Annotated in this window: 24 protein-coding genes; 12 read left to right on the forward strand and 12 right to left on the reverse strand. The window is 71.7% G+C overall.

Going from position 1 to position 25,485, the window contains the following annotated elements; translation table 11 throughout:
- The first annotated feature begins 205 nt into the window (after positions 1-205).
- Entirely contained in the window at positions 206-910 is a 705-nt protein-coding gene (locus ACFY0P_RS08805) for a TetR/AcrR family transcriptional regulator (RefSeq protein WP_388908892.1), read from the forward strand.
- 113 nt (positions 911-1,023) lie between these two features.
- Here ACFY0P_RS08805 and ACFY0P_RS08810 read toward each other — a convergent pair whose 3' ends face one another.
- Positions 1,024-1,446, reverse strand: coding sequence for an SsgA family sporulation/cell division regulator (locus ACFY0P_RS08810; RefSeq protein WP_388908894.1), 423 nt, complete (start codon positions 1,444-1,446; stop codon positions 1,024-1,026).
- Between the two features lie 115 nt (positions 1,447-1,561).
- Complete coding sequence (locus ACFY0P_RS08815) at positions 1,562-1,921, reverse strand: hypothetical protein (RefSeq protein ID WP_388908896.1); 360 nt, start codon at positions 1,919-1,921, stop codon at positions 1,562-1,564.
- A gap of 899 nt (positions 1,922-2,820) precedes the next feature.
- On the opposite strand from ACFY0P_RS08815, the gene ACFY0P_RS08820 reads away from it, so the two are divergent.
- Both ACFY0P_RS08820 and ACFY0P_RS08825 read left to right on the forward strand, forming a co-directional pair.
- Positions 2,821-3,369, forward strand: coding sequence for a DUF4232 domain-containing protein (locus ACFY0P_RS08820; RefSeq protein WP_388908898.1), 549 nt, complete (start codon positions 2,821-2,823; stop codon positions 3,367-3,369).
- Between the two features lie 219 nt (positions 3,370-3,588).
- Positions 3,589-4,743, forward strand: coding sequence for an MFS transporter (locus ACFY0P_RS08825; RefSeq protein WP_388910060.1), 1,155 nt, complete (start codon positions 3,589-3,591; stop codon positions 4,741-4,743).
- A gap of 15 nt (positions 4,744-4,758) precedes the next feature.
- On the opposite strand, the gene ACFY0P_RS08830 is transcribed toward ACFY0P_RS08825, so the two are convergent.
- From ACFY0P_RS08830 to ACFY0P_RS08840, 3 genes are all read right to left on the reverse strand, one after another.
- Entirely contained in the window at positions 4,759-5,379 is a 621-nt protein-coding gene (locus ACFY0P_RS08830; protein ID WP_388908900.1) for a DedA family protein, read from the reverse strand.
- A 277-nt stretch (positions 5,380-5,656) separates the two neighbouring features.
- Complete coding sequence (locus ACFY0P_RS08835; protein ID WP_388908901.1) at positions 5,657-6,013, reverse strand: hypothetical protein; 357 nt, start codon at positions 6,011-6,013, stop codon at positions 5,657-5,659.
- 1,204 nt (positions 6,014-7,217) lie between these two features.
- Positions 7,218-8,240: a DNA-directed RNA polymerase subunit alpha gene (locus ACFY0P_RS08840; RefSeq protein WP_388908903.1), complete on the reverse strand. Its 1,023-nt coding sequence runs from the start codon at positions 8,238-8,240 to the stop codon at positions 7,218-7,220.
- A 205-nt stretch (positions 8,241-8,445) separates the two neighbouring features.
- Between ACFY0P_RS08840 and ACFY0P_RS08845 the strand changes: the two genes are divergently transcribed.
- The 5 genes from ACFY0P_RS08845 (at position 8,446) to snpA (ending at position 15,003) form a co-directional block, all read left to right on the forward strand.
- The gene (locus tag ACFY0P_RS08845) at positions 8,446-8,667 is read left to right on the forward strand and encodes a hypothetical protein (protein WP_388908905.1); all 222 of its coding nucleotides are present in this window, start codon (positions 8,446-8,448) and stop codon (positions 8,665-8,667) included.
- Positions 8,668-9,219: 552 nt separating this feature from the next.
- Positions 9,220-9,738, forward strand: a complete 519-nt coding sequence (locus tag ACFY0P_RS08850; protein ID WP_388908907.1) for an RNA polymerase sigma factor — start codon at positions 9,220-9,222, stop codon at positions 9,736-9,738.
- Positions 9,735-10,340: a hypothetical protein gene (locus ACFY0P_RS08855; protein WP_388908909.1), complete on the forward strand. Its 606-nt coding sequence runs from the start codon at positions 9,735-9,737 to the stop codon at positions 10,338-10,340. The genes ACFY0P_RS08850 and ACFY0P_RS08855 overlap by 4 nt, the downstream gene beginning before the upstream one ends.
- A 401-nt stretch (positions 10,341-10,741) precedes the next feature.
- Positions 10,742-13,378: a glycosyl hydrolase gene (locus ACFY0P_RS08860; protein WP_388908911.1), complete on the forward strand. Its 2,637-nt coding sequence runs from the start codon at positions 10,742-10,744 to the stop codon at positions 13,376-13,378.
- Between the two features lie 851 nt (positions 13,379-14,229).
- Positions 14,230-15,003: a snapalysin gene (gene snpA, locus ACFY0P_RS08865; protein WP_388908913.1), complete on the forward strand. Its 774-nt coding sequence runs from the start codon at positions 14,230-14,232 to the stop codon at positions 15,001-15,003.
- A 79-nt stretch (positions 15,004-15,082) separates the two neighbouring features.
- On the opposite strand, the gene ACFY0P_RS08870 is transcribed toward snpA, so the two are convergent.
- Both ACFY0P_RS08870 and ACFY0P_RS08875 read right to left on the reverse strand, forming a co-directional pair.
- The gene (locus tag ACFY0P_RS08870; RefSeq protein WP_388908915.1) at positions 15,083-15,859 is read right to left on the reverse strand and encodes a hypothetical protein; all 777 of its coding nucleotides are present in this window, start codon (positions 15,857-15,859) and stop codon (positions 15,083-15,085) included.
- 86 nt (positions 15,860-15,945) lie between these two features.
- Entirely contained in the window at positions 15,946-16,578 is a 633-nt protein-coding gene (locus tag ACFY0P_RS08875) for an RNA polymerase sigma factor (protein ID WP_388908917.1), read from the reverse strand.
- Between the two features lie 234 nt (positions 16,579-16,812).
- Here ACFY0P_RS08875 and ACFY0P_RS08880 point away from each other — a divergent pair, with 234 nt between their 5' ends.
- The 3 genes from ACFY0P_RS08880 (at position 16,813) to ACFY0P_RS08890 (ending at position 20,501) form a co-directional block, all read left to right on the forward strand.
- The gene (locus ACFY0P_RS08880; protein ID WP_388908919.1) at positions 16,813-17,310 is read left to right on the forward strand and encodes a DUF1877 family protein; all 498 of its coding nucleotides are present in this window, start codon (positions 16,813-16,815) and stop codon (positions 17,308-17,310) included.
- Between the two features lie 165 nt (positions 17,311-17,475).
- On the forward strand, positions 17,476-18,282 hold the full coding sequence (locus tag ACFY0P_RS08885; RefSeq protein WP_388908921.1) for a hypothetical protein: 807 nt from the start codon (positions 17,476-17,478) through the stop codon (positions 18,280-18,282).
- Positions 18,279-20,501 carry a bifunctional polysaccharide deacetylase/glycosyltransferase family 2 protein gene (locus ACFY0P_RS08890; RefSeq protein ID WP_388908922.1) on the forward strand — a complete coding sequence of 741 codons (2,223 nt, stop codon included), beginning with the start codon at positions 18,279-18,281 and terminating at the stop codon, positions 20,499-20,501. The genes ACFY0P_RS08885 and ACFY0P_RS08890 overlap by 4 nt, the downstream gene beginning before the upstream one ends.
- 43 nt (positions 20,502-20,544) lie before the next feature.
- Here the strand turns inward: ACFY0P_RS08890 and ACFY0P_RS08895 are convergent, their stop codons facing one another.
- Positions 20,545-21,144 (reverse strand): TetR/AcrR family transcriptional regulator, encoded by a 600-nt coding sequence (locus ACFY0P_RS08895; protein WP_388908924.1) that lies wholly within the window; start codon positions 21,142-21,144, stop codon positions 20,545-20,547.
- Between the two features lie 197 nt (positions 21,145-21,341).
- Between ACFY0P_RS08895 and ACFY0P_RS08900 the strand changes: the two genes are divergently transcribed.
- The gene (locus ACFY0P_RS08900) at positions 21,342-21,893 is read left to right on the forward strand and encodes an ATP-binding protein (protein ID WP_388908926.1); all 552 of its coding nucleotides are present in this window, start codon (positions 21,342-21,344) and stop codon (positions 21,891-21,893) included.
- Positions 21,894-21,926: 33 nt separating this feature from the next.
- Here ACFY0P_RS08900 and ACFY0P_RS08905 read toward each other — a convergent pair whose 3' ends face one another.
- From ACFY0P_RS08905 to ACFY0P_RS08920, 4 genes are all read right to left on the reverse strand, one after another.
- Positions 21,927-22,217, reverse strand: a complete 291-nt coding sequence (locus tag ACFY0P_RS08905; protein WP_388908928.1) for a hypothetical protein — start codon at positions 22,215-22,217, stop codon at positions 21,927-21,929.
- Entirely contained in the window at positions 22,214-23,344 is a 1,131-nt protein-coding gene (locus ACFY0P_RS08910; protein ID WP_388908930.1) for a catalase family protein, read from the reverse strand. The genes ACFY0P_RS08905 and ACFY0P_RS08910 overlap by 4 nt, the downstream gene beginning before the upstream one ends.
- A gap of 55 nt (positions 23,345-23,399) precedes the next feature.
- The gene (locus ACFY0P_RS08915) at positions 23,400-24,752 is read right to left on the reverse strand and encodes a Dyp-type peroxidase (RefSeq protein ID WP_388908932.1); all 1,353 of its coding nucleotides are present in this window, start codon (positions 24,750-24,752) and stop codon (positions 23,400-23,402) included.
- A 120-nt stretch (positions 24,753-24,872) separates the two neighbouring features.
- The gene (locus ACFY0P_RS08920; RefSeq protein ID WP_388908934.1) at positions 24,873-25,463 is read right to left on the reverse strand and encodes a hypothetical protein; all 591 of its coding nucleotides are present in this window, start codon (positions 25,461-25,463) and stop codon (positions 24,873-24,875) included.
- Between the last annotated feature and the right edge of the window lie 22 nt (positions 25,464-25,485).

The raw sequence follows: 25,485 nt of genomic DNA on the forward strand, positions 1-25,485 counted from the left end.
GCCGCGGGACTCGGTGTGCCTGCCGGCCGGGCGCGGTGCGCGACGGTCCGCGGGACTCGGTGTGCCTGCCGGCCGGGCGCGGTGCGCGACGGTCCGCGGGACTCGGTGTGCCTGCCGGCCGGGCGCGGTGCGCGACGGTCCGAAGGTCCACCGTGAGCTGGACCACAGCCCGAATTCGAGGGGCCCCTCATGTTAGGCTGGAGGCATGAGCCACCAGCACGTCCTGTCCTCGCCCCAGGCGTCGGCCAAGCCGCTGCGCCGGGACGCGCAGCGCAACAGGGACGCGATCGTGGCCGCCGCCCGCAAGGCCTTCGCCGAGCAAGGGCTGGACGCCTCCCTGGAGGGTGTCGCCCGCGAGGCGGGCGTCGCGATCGGGACGCTGTACCGGCACTTCCCCCGCAGACTCGACCTGGTCGAAGAGCTTTTCACCGCGAAGTTCACGAACCTGCTGGCCGCTGCCGAAGAGGCCGCGGCCATGGACGACGCCTGGGCAGGGTTCTGCCACTACCTGGAAAAGCTCTGCGAGCTGCAGGCCTGCGACCGCGCGTTCAACGACCTGGTCTCGGCCCGGCTGCCGGTCCATGCGCTCGGCAGGGGAATGTTCGAGCGCGCGGGGGAACGGGCCGCCCAGATCTTCCGCAACGCCCAGGAGCAGGGCGTCCTCCGTGACGACGTCACCCCGGAGGACCTCGCTTTCGTGATCTGGTCCCAGGCCGGGATCATCCAGGCCACGCGTGCCGTCGCCCCCAACGCCTGGCGCCGCCACCTCCACCTGCTGCTCGACGCGTTCCGTGCCCAGTGCGCCCATGAGCTGCCCGAGCCGCCGCTGACCCCCCAGCAGGTCGACCAGACCCTCACCACGCTCGAGTGCCCCGAAGAGGAGTGCCCCGAGTGCCACGAGGAGGCCTGAGCCGCCGCGGCTGAGGCCGCCGGACGACGGGACACGCAACGGGCCCGGTGCCGTGGTCGGCACCGGGCCCGCTCAGGCTCGCCTGGGCATGGCCCGCCAGGGGAGGCGGGCGCTCAGTTTCCCGCCAGCAGCTGCGCCAGCTCCGCGTCCAGGTCGAGCCGGCCGGCTTCGGACCCCGGCGGCACCACGGACCACGTCTCGCGCAGGAAGGACTCCACTCCCCGCGCGGGGAACTCGAGCAGCGCCGATCCCGCGGGTGAGGACAGGGCGATGCACACCACGTCGCGTCCCGAGTCGGCGGTCGGCCACATGTGCACGTCACCCTGCCCGGTGCGCTCGCTCAGGGCCTCAGCCAGCATGTCGCGACTGAAGAACCACTCGACCGTCCGGCCCTGGCCCGGGGGGTGGAAGACGGCACGGACGGCATAGGGGTCATCCGTCTCGTACTGCAGTGCCACATACATAGGCACCGACAGGTCGTGTGACAGGACGAGCTCCACGGGCAGCTCGTGCGCCACGGTTCTGACCGATCTCACTGTCCCTCGCTCCTGCATCCGCTCGGCGAGCGGTCGGTTCGACGTGTCGCAACGACGTGCCCCCCGGCCACGGCGTTGCGACTCGGCAAACCGACCGTGACTGCCTGCGGGCGCATCAGCGCTGCTGCAGGTACCAGGCGACCTGGTCCAGGTACCAGCGGTCGGCGCCGACGCTCCGCACCGTCGTCGCCTCCTCCCGGCGGTGCCCGTCCCGGACGTACAGGTCGCGACCGTCCCGACGCTCTTCCTGTGTGCGGTAGTGGTGCCGGTCGTCGTGGCGACCGCTCCCGTATCCGTCCTCGCGGTGGCTGTCACGGTCGCTGCCGGCCGCGACGGCGGTGATCGAGGACCGCGTGTGCTCCACGGGTCCCGAGGCGGTCGCCGCCGACGCCGAGCCGCCGGCTCCGAGAAGGGCTCCGCCTGCCACCGCCGTGGAAGCGACAACCATCGAGACGCGCCTGGTCCACCTGTTCATGGTCATTTCCTTGTCATTCCCGTGATGTGCGATCCCACCGACGTGGCGGCCGCTGTCATGTCCGTGTGGTCCGACCCGAGATTCCGGATCAGCCGGGTGCCGAGCCGCGAGGACATCCGGAGGGGGTCCTCATGTTCGACGCTGCCCAGCGTACTCGAGGGGGGCCTCATGTTTGCGGTGAAGCCCGTCACAGCACTCAGGTAGGGCCGGCCGACACGAGCGGCGCAAGCCCGGAGGAGGCGACGCGACCCTGTCGTGAGCTGCCATTACGGACATCCGGAACCGGGAATCGACCCTCCGGGAACATGTCCGGGGCCGACGGGAGAGAGGGAGCGGCATTGCAGCTGCCAACTGGCGCCGTCGGTGCGGCAGCGGAGCCGCGGTCCGGGAGCCGCCGGTACCGCCGGTCCCGCCGTCCCGCCGTCCCGCTCCGGGCGTCACGCGGTTGCCGTCCCGTCAGGGCTCGACCGTGAGCACGATCTTGCCCTGAACTCGGCCGCGCGCTGCGCGCCATGCCCGGTGTTCCACGCCGCTGTGCCCCTGCCCGGTGGATGTCGCACGGCGCCTCCGTGAGCCCAGCCCCAGTGCGCGGTTCCCGCTGCCCCAGCGAGCCGTCCTTCGCGACGACTTCGGCGAGGTCGAGCCCCGGCACGTGGAGCGTCACCAGTGGCGGAGTCGACGGTCCCCCGTTCCATCCGGCGTCCCAAGAAGGGCGCATCCTTGCAGGTCAGGGCTGGTGCGGGCATTCCAGCATCCCGCAACTCCCGTAGGGAATGGCGGATGGGACACCGCATGGCACAGCCTTCGGTCGTCCGAGCACGGCGCCTGACCGGACCCCGGCGATCGTCCTTGCTCGACTCCACGTTCCTTTTCGGGTCTTCAGAGAAAGCAGCCCACTCATGCGTATCGCCACTCGTTTCGTCTCCCGCGCGGCCGCCTCCTCCATGGTCGTCGCCGCCGCCCTCGCGCTCGTCGGCCTCCAGGCCACCGAGCAGACCGCCTCCGCCGCGACCAAGAAGGCCCCCTCGGTCGTCACCTGCACCACCGCGAACACCGAACTGACCGTCACCAAGGTGTCCCGCCCGATCAACCACCTGCTGCTCAAGGCCACCAACACCGGCAGCAGGTCCTGCTACGCCTACATCGCCCCCTACCTGAGGGCCGGCGCCGACGCCCAGGCCCCGCTGGCGTGGGCCGAGGAGACCACACCGCAGGCTGTGGTGACGCTGCAGCCCGGACAGTCCGCGTACGCGGGGATCACGACGTCCACCCCCGACGGCGAAGGGGGCGCCAAGGTGAAGACCCTGGGCGTGTTCTTCGCGAACAGGAAGGGCGACCCGACCGGCAGGGAGAAGACCCTGAAGCTGCCCAAGGGCGGTGTCTTCTTCAACAGCGCTGCCACCGTCACCTACTGGCAGGACGACGCGAAGGACGCCCTCTCCTGGTAGCCGGCGGCGCTCGGAGCGCCGGGAGGCCTCTGGCCCGGCGCTCCCGCCATGAGGAACAGGCGTTACATTTCTCCCTGTGTCCGGTGGACTCGATGACGCGGCCCGCTTCCGGGCGATGTCCACCGCCGCCTGCGAGGACCACGCCGAGCGGGTCCTCGCCGCACTCCACCGGATACCGGAGGCAGAGCAGTGACCTCACGGGCGGCACCCGCACGGCAGATGTGGCCGCTGTACGCGGCGGGGTTCACCACCGCGTTCGGCGCGCACGGCGTCGCCGCGAGCCTCGGCAGCCACGGCACGGGCGCGGTCACCTCGCTCCTGGTGCTCGGCGGGCTGCTCGCGCTGTACGACGGGGCCGAGGTCCTGCTGAAGCCGGTGTTCGGCACCCTGGCCGACCGTGTCGGTGCCCGCCCGGTCCTGCTCGGCGGCCTGGTCGCCTTCGCCGCCGCCTCCGCGCTGTACGTCCTCGCCGACAGCTCCGGCCTGCTCTGGGTCGCCCGCCTCGGCCAGGGCGCGGCGGCCTCCGCCTTCTCCCCGTCCGCCTCGGCCCTGGTGGCCCGGCTCAACCCGGCCGCCAAACGGGGCCGGGCCTTCGGCGGTTACGGCTTCTACAAGTCCATCGGCTACACCCTCGGCCCGCTGCTCGGCGGCGTCCTGGTCTGGGCCGGCGGACTGCGTCTGCTCTTCGCCGTCCTCGCGGCGCTCGGAGTGACGGTCGCCGGCTGGGCCGCCCTCGCCGTCCCCGACGTACCACCGCTGCCCAGGGCCCGGCAGACGGTCCTCGATCTGGCCCGCCGCCTCGCCGACCCGGTCTTCCTCGCCCCGACGGCCGCGCTCGCCGCGGCCACCGCGGCGCTGTCGGTCGGGGTCGGGTTCCTGCCGGTCTCCGGCCGCGCCGCCGGGCTGGGCACGGTCGCCACCGGCGCCGCCGTGTCGGTGCTCGCCGCGACCGCCGCGCTGGTCCAGCCGCGGGCCGGGCGGGCTCTGGACGAGGGGCGCCTGACGACCCGCACCGGCCTCACCACCGGGCTGCTGCTCACCGCCGCCGGCCTGGCCTGCGCCATGCTGCCCGGTCTCGCCGGCATCCTCGCCGCCGCCCTCCTGACCGGCGCCGGTACGGGGCTGATCACCCCGCTCGGCTTCGCCGCCCTGGCCGCGAGCACGCCCGCGGAGCGCCTGGGCCAGACCATGGGAGCCGCCGAACTCGGCCGCGAACTCGGCGACGCGGGCGGTCCGCTGCTCGTCGCCGTCGTCGCCTCCCTCGCCACGCTCACCTACGGCTACGGGGCGCTCGCGGCCCTGATCGGGCTGGGCGCGGTGGTCGCGCTCGCTCGCCGTCGCCGGGTCTCGGCCGTACCCGAACGCGAGACGTGAACAGTCCCCGGGTCGTCAGTCCCGGTGCCGGCGGCGCAGTACGTGCCGGAGGACGAGAGCGGCGACCAGGACGCCGAGGGCGATGAGCGCGTAGAGCTGGTAGCGGCTGATCTCGTCGTAGATCGCCGTGATGTGGCTGCCGGCCACATAGGCCAGGCTCGCCCACAAGCCGACCCACAGCGCGGCACCGAGGGCGTTGAAGACGAGGAAACGACGCCAGGGCATGCCGCTGGTGCCCGCGATGATGCCGTTGACCTGGCGCAGTCCTTCGACGAAACGGGCGACGGTGACGATCTTGCCGCCATGGCGGGTGAAGAACTCCTCGGCCGCCTGGAACCGCTTCGGCGTCAGGAACACATAGCGGCCCCAGCGGTGCACGAAGGCCCGTCCGCCGGTGTGGCCGATCAGATAGCCGACGTTGTCCCCGACGACGGCGGCGACGAACGCGATGACCGCGACGGCCACGATGTTCAGCTGTCCGGCCCCCGCGTAGATCCCGGCGGCGATCAGGATGGTCTCTCCCGGCGCGGGTACGCCGAAGTCCTCCAGGAAGACGACGGCGCCGACGGCCCAGTAGCCGTAGTGGGTGAGCAGCGGGGCCAGGTGGGCCAGCGGACCCGGAAGAGGCGGCGCCATGCCCCCACCGTACGCGGCCACCTGTCCCGGGGTGCCGTCTGCGGGGCGGGGCGGGGGCGACCGGGGTCCCGGTGCCCGCGAGAACCGGCGCTCGCGTTCGGCGGCCGGACGCCTGCGGGGTACGGAACCCCCGGGCTCCCATGGCCGGAGGGCCGAAGACTGCCAGAAACAGTCTTCGGCCCTCCGGCCGGGAGCGTGGTGGTGGCCGTGCCGGCGGTGACGACGGGTGGCCGCGGGTGTGGGGACCACCGCGGCACAGCACGGCCTCCGAGACGGGTTAGCGGTAGCCGGGGTAGCGGTGGCCGGGGTAGCGGTCGTGGTCCCGGTGCGGGGCGCGGTACCAGCCGGGGTGCCCGAACCGGTCGCGGTCCCAGCCGTGGTGCCCACGCCGGTCACGGTCGCGGTCGTGATCCCGGTCCCGGTCCCAGCCGTGGTGCACACGCCGGTCCCAGCCCCGGCCCCGGTCGTCGTAGCGGCCGTCGTGGTCGCTCCTGTGGCTGTGCGCGTAGCCCCTTCCGTTGTCCCGGTCATGGCCGGCTCCCGCGGCCATCGCCGGCAGGGCGGCCGCGGCGACGAGTGCACCCGTAGCCACACAGGTGGCGATCAGGCGGGCCGTCGTACGAGAAACAGACATGAATCTGTCACCTCACGTTCGTGCAGACCGGCCCTGGTCAGGGCCGGGCGAGCAGTCCGGATTCCCGGCTCGATGCCGAGGCCCCACACTGTGGCCCGCCGCGACGGCACCACAGCGGCGAAAGGATTCGCGTTACAAAATGCGGATATATCCGTAACTCTCGCGTGTATGGGCCATGGATGCCGGGAGGGGTCTGGACGCCGGCCCGGTCCCGGGCCCGAATCCCGCTGGGAACAGGAGGACAGGCGGCCGACGGCCCGCGACACGCTCGGCTTTCCCACCGCCTCAACTCCCCCGAACGGCCCAGGGGCGTCGGTAACGACGGGGCACCTCTGTCCGGGGGACACCTTGCGCGACGATCCGGTCGGCCGGCAGCGGGGCGCCGCATGCCGATACGGGGCGGCAGCGGGCAGGGCCAGGTGCTCCGAAGCGCGTCCGGGTGGCGCGGGGTTGGGGCCGCGACCGGCGAAGTGGTCGACGGTGCGGGCGAGATGCCGGGCGAGACCGTCGTCGGCGACGGTGCGGACGGCCGCCGGCCTCCGCTCCGCCGGCACGGCGCACGGAGACGGAGACGGTGACGGTGCATCGCGGCATCGCGGCATCGCGGCATCGCGGCATCGCGGCATCGCGGCATCGCGGCATCGCGGCAGTACGGCATCGCGGCAGTACGGCATCGCGACGACGGGCTCGAAGGTGCCGACCACTTCCCAGGCATCGCCGTGGGGATCGGTGCCCGCGCACCGAGGACGCGGTGACGGGTCGCCCGGCGGTATCGGTCGGCACCCCGCCCGGCAACTTCCGCGGGGCGTAGCAGGACTTGGCCTCGATCGAGAGGCTTCGCCGTGCGGGCACGGCTCGGGTCGACGTTCCGGCGCGCTCGTGGCCGAGGCGGCCCCCGGCCGATCCGGGCCCGCCCCGGCCGGGAAGCCGGGTGCGGCCGGGAAGCCAGGGGCCGTCGGGAAGCCAGGTGCCGCCAGGATGCCAGGTGCCGCCAGGATGCCAGGTGCCGCCAGGATGCCAGGGGCCGCCAGGATGCCAGGTGCCGCCAGGATGCCAGGTGCCGCCAGGATGCCAGGTGCCGCCAGGATGCCAGGTGCCGCCGGGAAGCCAGGTGCGGTCGGCCGGTGCTCATGGCCGGCTTCGCCGCCTTCCCGGCTCCCCGCGACCCGGCGTGGTCAGTACTGCTCGGTCTCCACGAGAGCGGTCAGTACTGCTCGGTCTCCATGAAACCCGTGCTCCCGTTGTCGTCCGCCCCGAAGGCGTCCGCGGCGGCGGTCGGGTCGAATCCGGGCGGGCTGTCCTTGAGGGCCAGGCCCATGCCGGCCAGCTTCGCCTTGACCTCGTCGATGGACTTCGCACCGAAGTTGCGGATGTCCAGGAGGTCGGCCTCGGAACGAGCCAGGAGCTCGCCCACCGAGTGGACTCCCTCGCGCTTGAGGCAGTTGTAGGAGCGGACCGTGAGCTCCAACTCCTCGATCGGCAGCGCCAGGTCGGCCGCCAGGGCGGCGTCCGTCGGGGACGGGCCCATGTCGATGCCCTCGGCGTCGATGTTCAGCTCGCGGGCGAGACCGAACAGCTCCACCAGGGTCTTGCCGGCCGACGCCATGGCGTCACGCGGCCGCATCGCCTGCTTCGTCTCGACGTCGACGATCAGCTTGTCGAAGTCGGTGCGCTGCTCTACACGGGTCGCCTCGACCTTGTATGTGACCTTGAGCACAGGCGAGTAGATGGAGTCGACCGGGACACGGCCGATCTCCTGGCCCACCTGCTTGTTCTGCACGGCGGAGACGTAACCGCGGCCACGCTCGACCGTGAGCTCCATCTCCAGCTTGCCCTTGCCGTTGAGCGTGGCCAGGACCAGGTCGGGGTTGTGCACCTCGACACCGGCCGGCGGCGCGATGTCGGCGGCGGTGACCAGACCCGGGCCCTGCTTGCGCAGGTACATCACCACAGGCTCGTCGTGCTCCGAGGAGACGACCAGCTGCTTGATGTTGAGGATCAGGTCGGTGACGTCCTCCTTGACGCCCGGCACGGTGGTGAACTCGTGCAGCACGCCGTCGATCCGGATGCTGGTGACAGCCGCACCCGGGATCGAGGAGAGGAGAGTACGACGAAGGGAGTTGCCGAGGGTGTAGCCGAAGCCCGGCTCCAGCGGCTCGATCACGAACCGGGAGCGGAACTCGTCGACGACCTCTTCGGTCAACGAGGGACGCTGAGCAATCAGCACGAGGTATTGCCTCCAGTGTTTGGCGCCCGCCATCTGACGCCGTAGTCCCCGAAGGGTACGGGTGGTCCGGCCTCCTGCGAAGCAGAACCGCCCGGACCCACCCGTCTGCACGCCCGCTGGAGGGCGGCCTCAGCTCCTGCCGGAGTCGAGTCCACCGATCGACGAGGTAGCCAGCAGCCCGGTTCGTAGGCGCATACTGGGGGCAATGACTAAGCCTGCCGCGCCAAAGCGCCACCTGCCCACCAGCCCCTTCAAGGCCCCGGTCACGCCGGCTCCCAAGCACTTCGCCGTGGGCGACCAGGTCACACACGACATGTACGGCCTCGGCCGGGTCATCGGCATCGAGGACGGAATCGCGGCACTCGTGGATTTCGGCTCGGAGCCCATGCGGATCCTGAGCCCGTACACCAAGATGACCAAGCTGTAGGACCGCTGTGCGCGGTCACGGCAGACCAGGCCCCTCCGGGGACCTGCAACGAAAGCGAGACCTCTCATCGATCTGACGTCGCTGTTCTCCGCCCCGGAAGGGCAACCTGGTCGTACCGCCCCGGTATCGCCGCCTCCGACGACAAACCCCTTCCAGGCCCCGGACTTCGGGGAAGACGACATCTTCCTGCTCGAGGAGAAGGAGGGGCCGGCCTCGGGCATGCGCGCGGCGTAGCCCGAGGCGACCCGGTGCCTACGCGTGTGTCCTCTCGCACACGGAGGCCGGTCAGCCGTTCCCTGAGCCGCCTCCTCCTCACCGGCACCGGCTCGAAGAACCGCGACTTCGCCGGCCTTCCGGCCGTCCGCTTCCAGGACGCCCGGTCCGTACCGTCCCGCCGGCCGTCGAGTCCTCCGGGCCGCAGGCCGTGGTGACCCGTCCGTACGCCGTCGTCCGAAAGGATCCGGCCGACGCCGGACAGGACGGGTTGTGGAATCCATGACGGAAGAGGAGTCGCGCCAGAGGCAGCGGGCGCGCTTCGAAAGACTGGCGCACGTGGTGGTGGAACCGTTGCACCGGTATCTGCTGCGACGGACGAGCGCCGACATGGTCGACGACATCCTGGCCGAGGCGATGCTGGTGCTGTGGCGCCGTATCGACGACGTCCCCGGCCTGAGGTCGGCGCCGGGTTCCCTGCCCGACCCCGATGACGTGCTGCCGTGGTGCTACGGGGTGGCGCGGGGCTGTCTGGCGAACGCCCGCCGTGCCGACGGGCGCCGGCTCCGGCTGATGGAGCGGTTGATCAGGACGCAGGAGCAGCAGCCTGCCGGGGCCGCCGACCACAGCGATCTGCACGCCGCGCTCGCCACCCTCGGGGTGCTGGACCGCGAGGTGGTGCGGCTGTGGGCGTGGGAGGGGCTGGCGCCCCGGCAGATCGCGGAGGCGACCGGGCTGACGTCCAACGCGGTGAGCATGCGGCTGCATCGGGCGAAAAAGAAAATCGCCGAACAGTTGGTGCGAAAGCCTTCCGAACCGTCCGGACACAAGAGGGATGAAGGAAGGAGCGGTCAGTGAACGACGACGAGTTGCTGGCGCGGCTGAAGTCCGCGGATCCGGCGCTGACCCCACATGCTCCGCTGCCCGACATCGATCGACTTGTGGAGGACATCTTGACCACCGACACCGCGCTCCGGACCGGCAGTACGGCCCCCGTGAAGTCCGCCGCGCGCCGGAGCCGCCGTCAGCTCCTCGGACTCGCGGCGGCCGCCGGTCTGCTTCTGCTCGGCGGCGGCATCGCCGCAGGAGTCATGGCGGACAACGGCAACGGACACCCGGCCTCGGCCGGCCCGCTCACCCTCACCACCGCCGGCGGCTTCGGCAGCCAGAAGTGTGTGACACCCGGCCCCGGCACCCTGCGCGGCTACCCGACCCTCTTCGTGGGAACGGTCACCTCCGTCAAGGGCTCCACGGTCACCTTCCGCGTCGACCACTGGCTGAAGGGCGGCGACACGGAGACGGTCGTGCTCGGCAGCGACGCGAGCCGGCCGGAGGCGCTGACGTTCTCGGAGGGTGAGCGCTACATCGTGGCCGCCGAGAACGGCGTCGTCCCGGTGTGCGGAGCGAACTGGGCCTCGGACGAGACCGTCGACCAGTTCCGCCAGGCATTCGGGAAGTAGCGGAAAGCAGCCGCACGGACGATCCGAGCCCACCGGCGGCCGCGGTGGGCTCGAGCCGGTTGGACGACAGAACCCCCGGGTCTGCGACCCGGGGGTTTCCCATGGAGCGAGGGTGGCGGCGGACGCTCACCAGCCGCGCTCGCGGGCCACGGTGATGGGCGTCTCGGCCTCGGAGGAGCGGTCGGCGAGTTCGCCGCTGCGGCGGATCTGCTCTTCGGCCACGCCCTGCCTCAGCGATCCAGGCGGTGCACGGGACGACGACTCGCGCTCGGCCCGGCCGGTCCGGATCCGCCTCTGAGTGACAGGTTACGGTCAACACTTGCCCAAATACCGGACACTCCCTGCCGCCGGTGATCAGGTGCTGTGCGACGGCTGTACAACTGCCCGTTTGGGAGGATCTGGTGGCAGCATCAACCCGTAAGAGACGGTGGCTCACCATCTGGGCCATCACCGCGTCCGCCGCACTCGTCACGATACCCGCGGGCGCCGCACCCGGCGGGAAAGGCAGCCCCTTCGGAGCCCGTGCACTTGCGCAACTCGCCGCTGACCGCACGCAGTCGGTGGGCGCGATCACCCCCAAGGCCACGGCCGAGGACGACGACGGCAACGAGGCCGACGAGATCGCCGAGGGCGCGGACCAGTACGCCGAGGCCCGCACCTCGCCCGGCATCGTCGCCCCCGGCGCGTACGGCGCCGCCTGGACCAGCCTGACGAAACTGCCCAGCACAGGCGGCAGTTGGCGCAACGTCACCGATCTTCCGTACAACTCCGACGACTCCCGCTACCGCGACATCGACTCCAACTCCAGCGGAGGCTCCGGCGACGTCACCGGCCGCATGGCCGCGATCGCGGCGGACGACGACGGGTACGTGTACGCGGGCAGCGCCGGCGGCGGTGTGTGGCGCTCGAAGCGGGGCGGCGGGCACTGGAAGCCCATCAGCGACAAGCTGCCCTCGCAGTCCACCGGCGCGCTCGCACTGGACGGGGCCGGCCGGCTGTGGCTGGGCACCGGCGAGGCGACCACCAACGCGGACGCCTACCTCGGCAGCGGCGTCTACGTCCTCTCCGACCCGCACCACGGCACCTTCTCCGCCCGCAGCCGGGTCGGCGGCGACGAGCTGGAGTCGACCACCATCCATGAGCTGCGCTTCGGCGGCGGCAAGGTGTGGGCGGCCACCAGCAAGGGCGTGTGGAGCCACTCCACCAAGACGCTGAAGGGCGCCTGGAAGCTGGAGTTCGCGCCCAACCCCGACTACCTGCCAGGCGGTTCACTGGCGAGCGACCCCTCGGCCCCGTACAAGAACATCGCCAACGACATCGCCATCGACCCCAAGGACCCGTCCAAGGTGATCCTGGCGGTCGGCTGGCGCAGCGGCGATGACTACAACGGCTTCTACACCAAGAACTCCAAGGGTGCCTGGACGCGGATCACCAGCGGCTTCGGCGACCTGCCGACCGACGCGGACAACGTCGGCAACGTCACCTTCGCCCGCTCCGCCGACGGCTCCCGCTACTACGCCATCGACCAGTCGCCGGAGCAGCTGGCGACCAACCCGGACAGCGGCCTCGAGGGCATCTACAGCGCCGCCTCGCCGTTCGGCCCCTGGACGAAGATCGCCGGCTACAAGCAGCTGGCCGCCGACGGCTCGGCGCTCACGAGCAGTGGCTACATGCCGGGCGTGCAGGCTTGGTACAACCAGTTCCTGACCGTCGACCCGAACGACCCCAAGCACGTGTACGCGGGACTGGAGGAGGTCTACGAGACCAAGGACGGCGGCACCACCTGGTCCACCGTCGGCCCCTACTGGAACTTCAACTTCTCCTGCTGGTCCATCGATCCGGCCAAGCAGACCGGTGACTGCAACCCGACCACCCACTCCGACCAGCACGGCGTCGCGATCGGCAGCTACCACGGCAAGAGCTTCGTGTACGTCGGCAACGACGGCGGTGTCTACAAGCGCCCCGTCAACGGCTCGCAGGACGCCTCCGGTCACGCCACCGACTGGACCTCCCTCAACGACGGCACCATCGACACCCTGCAGTACTACTCGGTCGGCGTCGGCGAGGACCTCGACCACGGCGGCGTCTCCGTCACCGGCGGCCTCCAGGACAACGGCCAGTCCGTGCTGCGCAGCAACGACACCGTGATGGGCTCCAACTTCGGCGGCGACGGCGGCGACACCCTCACCGACCCGGCCAACGGCTGCAACATCGCCGAGGAGTACGTCTACCTGTCCATCCAGGTGACCCAGAACTGTGGCGTCAACGACGGCAGTTGGGTGACCGACGCGAGCAAGGCGACGTCGTACAACGTCGCCCCGGCCGACAACGCCACCAGCGAGGCCCGCTTCATCGCGCCGCTCGCGGCCGATCTGAAGAGCAGCTCGACGTGGGTCGCGGGCGGCCGGCACATCTGGGTGCAAACCCACGGCTATGCCATCCGCAGCGGCTCCGAGTGGAAGAGCGTGTACGACCTCGGCGCCGGGCGCGCCGCGACCGCGGTGGCCGCCTCGGGCGGCAAGGTGTACGCGGCCTGGTGCGGCCCCTGCAACAACCAGGGCTTCGCCCGCGGCATCTCCGTCGGCAACGCGGACGGCACCGGCTGGCACGACATCAGCCTGCCGGTGGACGGCACCGTGCCCAACCGCTACCTCAGCGGCTTCGCGATCGACCCGAAGAACGCCGACCACGTCTTCCTCGCCGTCAACGGCTTCTCCCGGCACTGGACCGAAGGCCCCGGCGCGGGCGTCGGCCACGTCTTCGAGTCCACCGACGGCGGCACCACCTGGAAGGACATCTCGAAGAACCTCCCCGACGTGCCGACCAACTCGGCGATCGTCCTGCCGAACGGCGGCCTCGCCGTCGCCACCGACCTCGGCGTCGTCTACCGGGCGCCGGGCCGCACGCAGTGGCAGCGCGTCGGCTCGCTCCCGGCGGTCGCCGTGCTCCAGCTGAAGCTGGGCCCCGACGGCCGCACCCTGTACGCGGCCACCCACGGCCGCGGCATCTACACGGTCAGGGCCCGCGACCTCCGCTGACGCACAAAGCGCGCAGGCGCCCGGCGACATCAGGTCGCCGGGCGCCTGCGGAAGACCGGGCTCACCGCCTGCGAAAGGGCCCTGTAGCCGCTCCAGCCGGTCGCGATCCGCACCCGCGGACCGAATGAGCCCTTTCCGTCGCCGCCGTTGCGCCACACGGTGCCACCGGTGTCGCGGGAGACCGGGTCCGGCCTGCCGTCGTCCGTGATGTAACCGGTGCCGACGATCTTCTTGCAGCCCTTCCAGCTGTCTCGCCGGCGCTCTCCAGCAGGGTCTGCTGCACCGAGGGGGCGTCGACGTTCACCGCGAGCAGCCGGGGGCCTTTGAGTCCTGCCGGCGGTGGCGATCCGAGCGCGAGGACCACAGGAGCCGCACACGAAGGCACGACGAGTCACCAGGAAGGTGACTTGGGGCCGGTAAAGCGCGAAATAGGCGGAAGCCCATGTTTTATGACCTCGGTCACAGCGCTCAGCCAATCAACCGGCGCGCTTAGTAGACACGGCACAGTGGACATTTGGGCATTTGTCCGTCTTGGCTCGCATGTGAACCCTGACGCGCGTCCCGGAATTCCGTCCGGCCGGCCCGCACGCCCGCTGCCCGGCGCAGCAAGGCTTCTGACGCCGCGACAGTTCTTCCGCCCGCCGCGATACGCGGCCCGGAGACCCGCGCACTGCCCTGCCAAGGTCCCGGGACCTACGAGGCGACGTAGTTGCGGGGGCCCTTTGCGCTCCCTGTGGAGCCGTTCTAAGAATGTCGACCCACAGGACGTCGCCGCAGTTCGGGACCGGTGTTCACGCCGAGTCGACCGCGCACCGGGCGCTCGGCGTCACCGAGTGAGTAGGAGCCCCCACATGAACGCGTCCCGAACGTCCGCGAGACCCTTCGCCCTCACCCTCGCCCTCGGCCTGGGTCTGACCTCCGGCGTGCTGGGCGCCGCGGTGCCGGCGAGCGCCCGGACGGCCGCCGCCCCGTCCGCTTCCGCCGGTACCTCCGTGGCGCGGTACGACGGGTCCGGCGAGGAGGCCGCGAACAACAAGGCGTTCTTCGAGGCCGTACTCAAGTCGGTCGCCGCGAAGCGCGCCGCCCAGCCCGCCGCGCAGGCGGTGACCATCACCTATGACGACTCCCGGGCGCCGAGCTTCCGTTCGCAGATATCGAGCGCGGCCGCGATCTGGAACAGCTCCGAGTCCAACGTCAAGCTCCAGGAGGCTTCGAGCGGTGCCGACTTCTCCTACTACGAGGGCAACGACCAGCGCGGGTCCTACGCCTCCACCAACGGCCACGGAAGCGGCTACATCTTCATCGACTACACCCAGAGCCGGCAGTACGACTCGGTCCGCGTCGTCACCCACGAGACCGGGCACGTACTGGGCCTGGCCGACGACTACAGCGGGCCGTGCAGTGAGCTGATGTCGGGCGGCGGCGCCGGCCCGTCCTGCACCAACCGCTACCCTGACGCCGCCGAACGCTCGCGCGTCGACCAGCTGTGGGCCACCGGACCCAACCAGGCCCCGGGCACCACGGTGAACCAGACCCCTGCCCAGCCGAGCACGGCACCGCAGGTACCGAACGTGGTGCCGGGCCAGATTCCGGGGCGTGTGATCCTCGGCACGCTCTGGGGCTGATCGCGTTCCCGACGGGGAGGCGGCCCGCTGCCGACGACGGCTTCGGCCGGCCGCCGCCTGCCCGAGCGGCGGCGGCCGGCTACTTGCTCTTGCCGTTGCCCTGCCCGCCGTTCGCCTGGCCGTTGGCGGACGCGTTGCCGGAAGCGCCGTTGTTGCCCGCCGTGCCGTTGGCGGAGTTCGCGGCGGACTCGCCGGACCTGCCCGCGCCGGCCGGGTGGCTCGGCCTGGCCGTCGCCGCTGTCAGCTGCTCGGCACAGTAGGCGGCGACCTTGTCCGCTCCGCCGGCTGCCGCGAGCAGCCGCTGCCAGGCCGTCGCGCCCAGCGCCTTGCCGTGCCCCTTGACCTGCTCGTAGGCACGGCAGTGGGCCTCGGTGTCCTGGGCGGTGGCGGGCCGGTCCGTCGGCCGAAGGCTGCCGGAGGACGGTGACGAGGCCGCGCCGCCCGGCCGGATGGAGGCGGCCGCCGAGGGGTCCGTCGCTCCCCGGCCGTGTCCGGCACCGTCGGTGGAGGAGCCGGCGGAACCGATGGCCGCGACCGCCACGCCCCCCAGGGCGAGGCTGGCGAAGACCACGCCGAACGTCAGTTTCACCGGGCGCCGGGCCCGCCGCTCCGCCGCCGGCCGCCAGTCGTCCCGGCGCCGGGTACGTGTGCGATGCGCACCCGAGGCACGGGCGGCCCGGAACGCGGCCACGGCCTGCGGTTCGCCCCGGGATGCGAGATCGTCTGCGCGAACGGCGGCGGCCAGTGCCGCTTCCAGCACGGCGTCGTCACCCGCGTCCCGGGGGTCCGACAGGGTGCCGCCGGGCCGCACGGGTCGACGGCCCGGTACCCCGTCGCCGCTCAGCCGTTCACCCATGTCCGTTTCCGTTCCTGTCCGACCGTTTCGATTCGTCCGCTGTTCTGGCTCCGACGCCTGCCTGTCGATCCTGTCGCGGTTGTCGTTCATGTCGACTCCCCCAGCGTGCGGGAAGCCACATCCGTCACACCCTCCTCGGGCTCGCCGCCGATGCCCAGCTGACGGGCGAGGCGTTTCAGGCCCCGGTGGGCGGCGGTGCGCACGGCGCCCGGGCGCTTGCCCAGGACGCGCGCCGCGGCGGGACCGTCCAGACCGACCACGACCCGCAGCAGCACTGCCTCGGCCTGGTCGCGCGGCAGACCCCGGATCAGTTCCAGGGCCCGCTCGGTGGAGAGGGATTCCAGAGCCTGCTCATGGGTGTTGTGCGGGCCGACCAGATCCAGTACGTCCTGCTCGGTGCCGCCGGCCTGGGGCCGCACGCGCCGGCGGCGCAGGTGGTCCAGCGCCCGGTGCCGGGCGATGGTGGCGGTCCAGCCACGGAAGCCGGCGCCGTCGCCCTGGAAACGCCCGAGGTCGCGGGCTATCTCCAGCCAGGCGTCGGACGCCACGTCCTCCGCCTCGTCGCCGACGACGCCGCGAAGGTAGCCGAGCAGGCCCGGCTGCACGATCCGGTAGGCGACCGCGAAGGCGGCCTCGTCGCCGTCCTGGGCGCGCGCGACCGCCGCGCCCAGTTCCCCGTCGTACTCCTGTACACGCCGGGGTTGCCGCACCTGGCCCAAGATCGCCCTCGTTCGCACCGATCACAACCGATTTCACACCGCCCGCCGTGCTCCGGTCGCAACGACGGCCCCAGGATGACCAGCGCTCGCGCTCACAGAAATGTCACAAGGCCCAGGAGTCCCGTCCGGTATCACCCGACAGACCTGCGGCGAGCGGTCCCTCCGGCTGCCGTGCACCGTCGGGGCGTCTTCGGGGCGAGTGATGCTTCGGCGCTCTCGTGCGCTCCCCCTGTCATGAGTGTGTACCTCCGTCTGCGAGCGGTGCCGGCCCCGGCGCTGCGCAACAGTCCGGCTTGGCTGGAGCGGCTTTTCGCGAGCGACGCGGAGTCCGCCGGGCGACTGGCCGGCCCGTACCCCGAGGAGGTCCTGGACGAGGGTTGTCTGGACCAGGAGCGCATCTACACCGGCGCCGCGCCGGATGCTCCCGGAGGCCGGCCCCAGGCCCAGGTGGTGCTCGGCGGCCGCCCCGTGTTCCGCACCGACCGGCGCAAGCCGCCGCTGCTGGTCCTCACGGCCGCCCAGGCCCGCCGGGTGGCCGGGTTCCTGGAGCAGGCCGACTTCGACGAGCTGTGGGAGCTCGCCAGGGACCGGCTGCTGCCCGGCTACGGCGGGATGACCGCGGAGCCCGAGGCGTCCCGCGCGTTCGCCACGACGCACCGGGAGCTGCGGGCGTTCTACGCGCACACGGCCGAGTGCGGGGAAGCGGTGGTGAAGTGCCGTTCCACGGCGTGAGGAGGGGCGGTCCCACGCGGGTGCGGAACCGCCGCGAGGCAGGACTTGTGGACACCCGGAGTGGGACTTGCGACCGTCCGAGGCGGGAGGTGTAACAGTTCCGGCCCGCCGCGCTCTTTCCATGCGGACGACCACGTCGGTCGGCGGGGAGAGGAGGCGGGACTCGTGCAGTGGACGGGTGACGGCGGCGCGGGGTACGGCGAGGAGCCGTATGCCGGCGCCGGGCACGGCTGTGCCCACGGTCACGAGGGCACCGGCGGCACCGCCGTCGACACGGCCGTCGGCACCGCCACGGCGGAGCCGGAGCCCCGGGCCGCCGGTGCACCGGTGCTCGTCGCCGGGCCGGATCGCCTCGCCGGGGCGGAGTGTGACTCTCCGCACGGTGACGTCATCACCGTGCTGCCGACGGACCACGACGACTCCGACCGTCCCGTACCGGAGCCGGACACACCGGAGAACGATCCGGCGCGGCCCGTCTTCGTGGACGCCTCGGGGCGCCGCCAGCGGCGCGTGCGGCGCGCCGCACGACTGCTGGTGATCCCCGCCGGCGTCTATGTCGCCCTGCTGGTCAGCGCGCTGCTGGGCGGCCCCGCCGTCACCGCTCCGTTCGTCCCGCTCCCTGACACGACGCACCCGGCCACGCCCCGGGCGACCACGTCCGGCTCCCCCGCCGGCACGGGTCACGGTCACCCGGGCCGGAACACGGACGCCGGCGCGGCGGCCGAGAACGCACGTCCCACTTCGCCGCGTACGGCCTCCGACCGGGCCGACGGCCAGACCGGCGGGCAGCCGGCCACGACCGCCCCCGGGGTCACGTCCGCCCCCACCGCGTCGCCCACCACCGCGAGCCCCACCACCAGCGCCGACGCCAGTGCCAGTGCCAGTGCCGGCAGCACCGCCGCACCCTCCGCCAAGGGGCGCGCCATCGGCGCGTCCCACAGGCCCGTGAAGTCGCCCAAGGCCCGGACGTGACCGATCCGACCGACAACCGGCCCCGCAGCACCGTGCCCCGCCGCACCGCCGTGCCCCGGCTGCGCGGCCGCACCCGCCGGGTCACCCCCCGCACCCACTGGCTGCTGCTGTGCGTGCTCGTGGTGACCCTGTCGGCGGCTCTCCTGCTGCAGGGCTACACCCACCACATGTTCGGGATCACCTCGGACGACGTGACCGGGCCCCGTGGCCGTGCCGACACGGTGCCCGGCCAGGTGGCGCACGGCGGCCCCGTGATCGCGGACGCCGCCGGCTCCCCGCACACCGCCCGCCCGGAGGCACGCACCATCGCCCTCACCTTCGACGACGGCCCCGACCCGGTCTGGACCCCGCGCATCCTCGACGTGCTGCGCCGCAACCACGTGCACGCGACCTTCTTCGTCGTCGGCACCCAGGTCGTCGCCCACCCGGAACTGGTCCGCCGGATCGTCGCCGAGGGCCACCAGATCGGCATCCACACCTTCACCCACCCCGACCTCTCGCGCCTCGCCCCGTGGCAGCGCTCCCTGGAGCTGCGCGAGACCCAGCTGGCGGTGGCCGGCGCGGCCGGCGTCACCACCGCACTGCTCAGACCGCCGTACTCCTCGGAGAACGACGCGCTGGACGACACCGACTGGTCCGTCCTGAAGCAGGCCGACAGAGCCGGGTACGTCACCGTGCTCTCCACCCTGGACGCCGAGGACTGGCAGCGCCCCGGCACGGCCCGCGTCCTCGCGAACGCGACACCGCACGGCAGGGCCGGGCAGATCGTGCTGATGCACGACGCCGGCGGTGACCGCGCCCAGACCGTCGCCGCCCTCAACACCCTGATCCCCCGGCTCGAGGCGCGGGGCTTCCGGTTCACCACGGTCGGCGCCGCGGTCGGCATGGCCGGCCCCGTCCGGCCCGCCGGGCTGGACGACCACCTCCAGGGCATCGCCCTCATCAAGATGCTCCAGCTCGGCGACTGGACCATCCGGCTGCTCGGCGTGCTGATGTACGCGGCCGGGGCGATCAGCGTGCTGCGCGCGGCGGTCGTACTGGTCGCGGCCCGCCGGCACCGACGGCTGCGGACCGGGCTCCGGGCCAGGTCCTGGGGGGCGCCGGTGACCGAACCGGTCAGCGTCATCGTCCCGGCGTACAACGAGAGCGCCGGAATCGAGGCGGCCGTCCGCTCCCTGGTCGCCTCGGACCATCCGGTGGAGATCATCGTGGTGGACGACGGCTCCACCGACGGCACCGCCGACCTGGTCGAGTCCCTCGGTCTGCCACGGGTGCGGGTGATCCGGCAGCCGAACGCGGGCAAGCCCGCCGCGCTCAACACCGGCCTGGCCGCGGCTGCCTGCGAACTGGTGGTCATGGTCGACGGCGACACCGTCTTCGAGCCCGACGCCGTCCGCACGCTCGTGCAGCCCTTCGCCGACCCCGGCGTGGGTGCCGTCTCGGGCAACGCGAAGGTCGTCAACCGCCGTGGTCTGCTGGGCCGCTGGCAGCACATCGAGTACGTCGTCGGCTTCAATCTCGACCGCCGCCTCTTCGACCTCGCCGAGTGCATGCCGACCGTGCCCGGCGCGGTCGGGGCGTTCCGGCGCAGGGCCCTGCTCGCCCTCGGCGGGGTCAGCGACGTCACCCTCGCCGAGGACACCGACCTCACCATGGCCCTGTGCCGGGCCGGCTGGCGGGTGGTGTACGAGGAGGGCGCGGTCGCCTGGACCGAGGCTCCCGCCTCCCTGGGCGCGCTGTGGCGGCAGCGCTACCGCTGGTGCTACGGCACGCTGCAGGCGATGTGGAAGCACCGCGGCGCGCTGGTGCAACGCGGTTCCGCCGGCAAGCTCGGCCGCCGCGGGCTGGTCTACCTCCTCCTCTTCCAGGTCCTGCTGCCCCTGCTCGCTCCGGTGGTCGACGTCTTCGCCCTCTACGGCCTGGTCTTCCTCGACCCCTTGCGGATCACCGGTATCTGGCTCGCCTTCCTGCTCCTGCAACTGCTGATGGGCCTGTACGCGTTCCGCCTGGACGGAGAACGCCCGGGCCCGCTGTGGAGCCTGCCGCTGCAGCAGTTCGTCTACCGCCAGCTCATGTACCTGGTGGTCATCCAGTCCGTCTTCACCGCCGTGTCGGGCTCACGGCTGCGGTGGCAGCGCATGGAGCGCTACGGCAGCCTGCGAACACCGGCACCCGCGGAGACGCCCGGCGAGGACCGCCCGCCACGGGTCCCCGCCTGAACCACGGCCGGCACCGGGGCCCGGGCAGCTCCCGTGGCGGGTCTCATGCCGTGGTCCGCCAGCCGGGTTCCAGGCTGTCGAGGAGGGCGTGGAAGGCTTCGTGGGCCCGGTCCCAGTGGCCGTCCGCCAGCGGGGCGATCAGCAGGCCGAGGGAGGCGTCGGTCAGGAGGGTGGCCTGGACGCGCGCCCGCTCCTGGGTCATGCCGAGGTCACGGAAGACGGACGTGAACAGGAGGGTCCATTCGGTGACGATGCCGCGCATGACGGGCCCGTAGCGGCCGGGGTGCAGCACGCTGGCGCTCATGATCTCGAAGTAGAGGGGGAGTGCGGCGCGCACCTCGGGGTCGCTGAACTGCCGCCACACCTCCTCCATGAAGCGGCGCAGGTCGGCGGGGCCGGCGGGCGAGCCGATGGTCCGCAGCAGTTCGCGGGTGCGCAGGAGGGGCCGGCGCTCGTAGATGTCGAGGGCCTCGGCGACCATCCGTTCCTTGGTGCCGAAGTAGTACAGGAGCATGCGGTCACTGGTGTCCAGGGCCTTGGCGAGAGGTCGCAGGGACAGGTCCGCCAGGCCGTTGCGCATGACGTACTCGCGGACCCGGTCGAGGAGGTCGCGTCGCTTGGCCGGGTCGGGCGGGCGAGGCATGAGGGCCTCCTGGGTACGTGCGGACGAGGATTCGCGGCTGTCCGTTATCAGGCTTTTGCGTAGGTATTTACTGTAGCGGTGGCTACGTCTATATTCGAGATGTAGCGACTGCTACGCCCAAAAGCCCCGGCGCATGCCTGGCACGTTCACCGGCCGACCGGCCGACCGCCCGGTCGTCAGCGAAGGGACTGATCCCCATGGCCACCTGGGCCATCGGCTACCGCATCGCCTTCCTCCGGGAAGGACGGTCCCCTCGCGCCGCCGTGACGTCGCGGCTCGCCCGGCAGTGGGCTCTGTGGTCCCGCCTGCTCGCGCCGCTGCGGCCGTTCGACGCACCGCGTGGCCGCGCCAGCGCCTGGGATGCCTCCTGGCCCCTGCCGCGGGACCTGACCTCCGTGCGCCAGGCCCGACGTCTGGTGACCGCGCAACTGGGCGACTGGGCCGTGGGTGACCTCGCCGACACCGCTGAGCTGCTGGTCAGCGAACTGGTCACCAATGCCCTGCGGCACACGCGCGGTCCGCTCAGGCTCAACCTGCAGCTGCGCCACTCCCGCCTGCTCTGCGAGGTCGAGGACACCGAGTCCGCCGGCCCCGCACGCGGCGTCGCCGATCCGGGTGCGGAGAACGGCCGGGGCATCGAGCTCCTCGACCTGCTCGCGGACGCCTGGGGCAGTGTCCGGACGGCCACCGGCAAGACCATGTGGTTCGAGCTGCAGGCCGAGGGCTCTCGTGAGACGCAGGCACCGTGACGACGGTGGCCCGTGGAAATGGCCGGCCGGGCGTCAGTCTCCGCCGATGCCCGGTTGGATCTCGACCGTGAAGGCCGCGTCGGCGGGGTCGGTGCCTTCCTCGTCCTCCCAGACGATCACGCGCACGTGTTTCTCGACGGCGCCGTGGCGGTCCCACTCGGTCACCAGATCGGTGACCACGAGAGCGGCGACGTACTCCGCGTCCTCCTCCGGGTCGTCGGTGGTGACGGTTCCACGCCAACGCTCGGGACGGTCGCCGTAGGGGCGCCAGCCCTCGGAGCCGTGCGGCTCCTCCACCCGGTACACCCAGTCCCAACTCGTCACTGTGCCGGGCCGAGCACTTCGTCGGCGCTGCGGGGCTCGGTACGCGGCTGCCGGTTGAGCTTGTGGCGGGCGATGGAGGAGTGCCGGTAGACCTCCTTGCGGGCCCGCATGATGTTGCCCAGGGGCGCGTGCTCGGCGGTGACCCGCCAGGGCGTGAAGGACAGCGCGTCCATCTTCTCCAGGTTCTCCGGCTCGGAGATGTCCTGCTGCGGCAGCCGCAGCCTGGCCACGGTGACGGGCGGCGAGAGCTGCTCGGGCCACTCCACGGTGGTGTCCTCCACCGGCATGCGCGCCAGGTCGGTGCAGAGCTGGACCTGGATGTCGAAGGCGTAGGGCCGCTCCTGCAGCTCGGCCTGCAGGGCCGGCCGGAAGACCTCCGCCGCCGAGGTCGGGTCGATGGTGCGCCGGACCACCGCGGCGGCGGCGGACGGGTCGGGGGTGATGCGCACCTTGGCGATGTAGTCCCCGTGCCGGACCGCGCCCATGGTCCAGTAGCTCGACAGCAGTATGTTCGCGGGAGGGGTCTTCGACAGGCGCAGGAAGGCCAGGAACTCGTCCCACGCCCAGTCGTCCTGGTCCAGCGTTCCCATTCCGGTCACGAAAGCGGTGAAGAAGCGGTGTACGCCGGGTCGGCCCTGGGCGAAGTAGGCCGGCGCGGTCAGGAACAGTTCCTGGATGAACAGGTAGTGCTCGACGGTGTTGCAGAAGAAGATCGGTCCGTTGATGTTGGCGTAGTCGAAGGTGCCCGTGTCCGGTTCGTCGTCCAGCAGGGTCGGGCCCGGTATGTCGAACATCTTCAGCGCCAGTCCGGTCGCGGCGCCCAGGCGTGCGTCGGCTCCGGCATGGGGCGAACCGTTGGAGAAGCGGATGAGGGCGTCATGGGTTCCCGGGGTGGCGTAGATGCCCTGGGCGTACTCGGGGGGAAGCCCACCCAGGATCTCCACCTCCCCTCGGACCAGCCCGTAGCCCTTGGCGTGGGCGTCCCGCAGGGCCCGTCCGGTGCCGCCGGCCTCGACGGACTCGGCGATGTACTTCTCGGTCTTCTCGATCACCGTCTGCACGTGGCGGTCGAAGTCCGGGTCGTCGTCTTCGACGTCGGGCGTGTAGCGGACGAACTCTGTTGCCATCTCTTCGACCTCTCCTCGGAGACCGGGATCGCGTCTCAGGGGCTCGGAACCGCCCTCAGCCCTCCAGCTCGGCGAGCCAGCGCAAAGCGCGCAGCCCCGGCACGAAGCAGTACTCGCCGCCCCGGGCGACCACGAAACTGGGCAGGTTCCGCAGGCGGCGCCGGACCGGCTTCTCCGGAATGGTGATGCTGCCGGTTCCGCCGTGGTGCCCGGCCACCGGGTCCTTCTCGCCGGGGTAGCCGATGAAGTTGCCGTCGTTGACCCACTCGGCCTTGATGAACTCGAACTGCCGCTCGAGGTGGGCACCGAGGAAGACTCCGACCAGGCCGCGGTCGGCGCCGTCGTCCTCCAGTACGCCCTCGGGCAGCGGCGGGCCGTAGGTGGTGCCGCGGCGGATGAGGCGGTGCATCCGTGCATCGCCGATGATGGTGGCGTCGCGGGGGTTGGCGCGCCGGATGTGCGCACCGGCGGGGCACCGGTACCCCCGGTCGTCGTTCTCCCGGTACAGGAAGTTGTTGACCCGGTGCGGATCGGCCGCCAGCTCCGGGTCATCGTGCTCCGGTGTCAGTGCCAGCGGGGCGCCGCTCGGCCAGCGCCCGACCATCTTGGCCGCCAGGAGTGCCTCCTCCTCGGCGCTGGAGGTGTTCGCGTGCAGGTACTGCCGCCAGGCCGCCACGTTGGTGTGGATCTTGCGGACGGCCGCGTAGGTCCCGTTGCGCCCCAGCACATCGGGGCTGGGCATGGGGGGCAGGCTGCCGGTTTCGTCGGGGTAGCCGAGGATGAACTCGCCGGCCTTGATGGGGATCTCCTGCGGGTTGGAGCCGGGCAGCCCGACGCCCTCGATGTTCGGATGGCTGATGCCGTCGCGGAATCCGAAGGTGGTGCGGCCGGTCGGGAGCTGGTGGACGTCCTGCTGCCAGATCACCTCGATCCCGGGCGTGTCCTCGTAGGCGGCACGGGCCCGCTCCAGTTCCTTGCCCAGCTCCGCCGTGTCGGAGGAGAGGGCGCTCAGCGCGATGTGGACGTCGCCGGTGCCGAACGGTGCCTCCCAGTGGGCCGGCGCGCTCTCGCCCACGTCGCCGATCAGCTCCGCCCGGGCGGCCATGCCCTCACGAAACGCCTGCGGAAAGCTGTCCAGCGACTCCTGGGGCACCCCCAGGGCCTTCAACCCCTGGAAGGTGAACGCCAGGGCGACCCAGGCATCCTGGCCCCGGTCCGTGCTCGGCAGGCCACCCGAGGTCAGCGGGAGCAGCCGCCGGAGCAGGGCGCGCCCGGCATGGCGGTCGTCCACGCGCAGGAAGACGTACTTTCCGTGGTAGGGGACGGGCCGTGGGCGCAGTGCCCCGCTCTGGATGTCGTCGATCTCGATGCGTACGGTGCCCGCGCTGCCGCTTGCCGTCGTGTTCATGAGTTCGCGCTCCCCATCGGTCTCGGCCTGGGCTGCCCTGCACCGACCGGCCGCACCCGCCGACGCGGTCCGCCGGCGTCGGGTCGGCTGTGAGCCCCGGGTGTGTCGCCTGCCGCGTGCCTAGCTTGCGGCCAGCTCCAGCAGCCTCTGGAAGGCGGGCGTGGCCACCAGATCGGCGTTGGCCGGGTTCTCCAGCGCCGCCCGGAACTCAGGGGTGTCCAGCACCTCTTCGAACGCCTCGTCCACCTCCTGGTCCTTCCAGATCTGCTGAACCGTCAGATCGGGATAGGCGCTGAAGAACGCCCCCGCCGGCTCTTGGTGAGCCACGAACCAGTCCTTCGCTCCTGGGTCGCTGACACCTGGGAACCCCTCGATGTGCGAGAAGATCATTCCGAAGATCTTCCCGACTTCCGTCTTGGCGAAGTCGTCGATGTAGGTGTCCCAGGAACCGTCGAACACGCTGGCGAACATGAACCGGGTTCCGTTGTCGAAGATCACGTGCCGTGCGTCGTGCAGGGTGCCGATCTGTCGTATCGCCCCACGGTTCCCCTCGCCGGCCGACTTTCCTTCGATATCGGCCAGCAATTCACGCAGCGCTTCCGCATGCCCCGGCTTGATCTTGGTGAAGACAGTGAACTCGCTGCAGACCCCTTCCGACCTGCCCGGCCGCTCGGGGTGCGCCGGCTGGGCTGCACCTGGCGTCGCAGTCATCGCTTGATTCCTCCCTCTACGG

Source organism: Streptomyces sp. NPDC001714, from assembly GCF_042892755.1.
Classification (GTDB): Bacteria; Actinomycetota; Actinomycetes; order Streptomycetales; family Streptomycetaceae; genus Streptomyces.

What these genes read in the sequence shown, in the direction of transcription:
- ACFY0P_RS08805 (WP_388908892.1), top strand. Translation starts at nt 206, where the DNA reads ATGAGCCACCAGCACGTCCTGTCCTCGCCCCAGGCGTCGGCCAAGCCG.
- ACFY0P_RS08815 (WP_388908896.1), bottom strand. Translation starts at nt 1,921, where the DNA reads ATGAACAGGTGGACCAGGCGCGTCTCGATGGTTGTCGCTTCCACGGCG.
- ACFY0P_RS08820 (WP_388908898.1), top strand. Translation starts at nt 2,821, where the DNA reads ATGCGTATCGCCACTCGTTTCGTCTCCCGCGCGGCCGCCTCCTCCATG.
- ACFY0P_RS08825 (WP_388910060.1), top strand. Translation starts at nt 3,589, where the DNA reads ATGTGGCCGCTGTACGCGGCGGGGTTCACCACCGCGTTCGGCGCGCAC.
- ACFY0P_RS08830 (WP_388908900.1), bottom strand. Translation starts at nt 5,379, where the DNA reads ATGGCGCCGCCTCTTCCGGGTCCGCTGGCCCACCTGGCCCCGCTGCTC.
- ACFY0P_RS08835 (WP_388908901.1), bottom strand. Translation starts at nt 6,013, where the DNA reads ATGTCTGTTTCTCGTACGACGGCCCGCCTGATCGCCACCTGTGTGGCT.
- ACFY0P_RS08845 (WP_388908905.1), top strand. Translation starts at nt 8,446, where the DNA reads ATGACTAAGCCTGCCGCGCCAAAGCGCCACCTGCCCACCAGCCCCTTC.
- snpA (WP_388908913.1), top strand. Translation starts at nt 14,230, where the DNA reads ATGAACGCGTCCCGAACGTCCGCGAGACCCTTCGCCCTCACCCTCGCC.
- ACFY0P_RS08870 (WP_388908915.1), bottom strand. Translation starts at nt 15,859, where the DNA reads ATGGGTGAACGGCTGAGCGGCGACGGGGTACCGGGCCGTCGACCCGTG.
- ACFY0P_RS08880 (WP_388908919.1), top strand. Translation starts at nt 16,813, where the DNA reads ATGAGTGTGTACCTCCGTCTGCGAGCGGTGCCGGCCCCGGCGCTGCGC.
- ACFY0P_RS08895 (WP_388908924.1), bottom strand. Translation starts at nt 21,144, where the DNA reads ATGCCTCGCCCGCCCGACCCGGCCAAGCGACGCGACCTCCTCGACCGG.
- ACFY0P_RS08900 (WP_388908926.1), top strand. Translation starts at nt 21,342, where the DNA reads ATGGCCACCTGGGCCATCGGCTACCGCATCGCCTTCCTCCGGGAAGGA.
- ACFY0P_RS08910 (WP_388908930.1), bottom strand. Translation starts at nt 23,344, where the DNA reads ATGGCAACAGAGTTCGTCCGCTACACGCCCGACGTCGAAGACGACGAC.
- ACFY0P_RS08915 (WP_388908932.1), bottom strand. Translation starts at nt 24,752, where the DNA reads ATGAACACGACGGCAAGCGGCAGCGCGGGCACCGTACGCATCGAGATC.
- ACFY0P_RS08920 (WP_388908934.1), bottom strand. Translation starts at nt 25,463, where the DNA reads ATGACTGCGACGCCAGGTGCAGCCCAGCCGGCGCACCCCGAGCGGCCG.